This is a genomic window from Actinomadura sp. BRA 177, from assembly GCF_013372625.1.
GTDB lineage: Bacteria > Actinomycetota > Actinomycetes > Streptosporangiales > Streptosporangiaceae > Spirillospora.
In genome coordinates, this window is the sequence record NZ_JABXFD010000578.1 from 1 (window position 1) to 517 (window position 517).

A 517-nucleotide genomic window follows, 5' to 3' on the forward strand; every position below is an offset into this window, starting at 1 on the left:
GTGTTGTTCGTATATGTTCTTTGTTGTACTGGTGCGCTGTCTCCGTGACTCCACATGACCCTTTTGGTCGGCAGCGTCGGCTGTGTATAAGAGCCAGGTGTCGTGGAACTCATGCCTCCACCGTGGCGCCGACCCGCCCCGGCGCCACGGTGGAGGCATGAGTTCCACGACACCCGCCGGCGGCCGTCCCGCCGCCGGAGCCCCGGTCCCGCGCCGCGGCGCGATGCTGGCGATCCTGTGCGCGGGGATGTTCCTGGTGCTGCTGGACGTGACGATCGTCAACGTCGCGCTCCCCGGCATCGGCCGCGCGCTCGGCACCGGCCTGCCCGGCCTGCAGGGCGTCGTGGACGGGTACGCGGTCGCGGTCGCCGGGCTGCTGCTCGGCGGCGGCGCCCTCGGCGACCGGATCGGGCACCGCCGCGTCACCCTCACCGGGTTCGCGCTGTTCGGGGCCGCGTCGCTGGCGTGCGGGGCGGCGCCGGGCGCGGGGCCGCTGGTCGCGGCGCGGGTCGCGCAG

1 protein-coding gene is annotated in these 517 nt (G+C 73.7%); it reads left to right on the top strand.

The window, feature by feature from the left end:
* Positions 1 to 157 precede the first annotated feature (157 nt).
* Positions 158 to 517, top strand: a 360-nt coding sequence (locus tag HUX53_RS32940; RefSeq protein WP_255205878.1) for an MFS transporter, incomplete at its 3' end; no start/stop codon positions are given.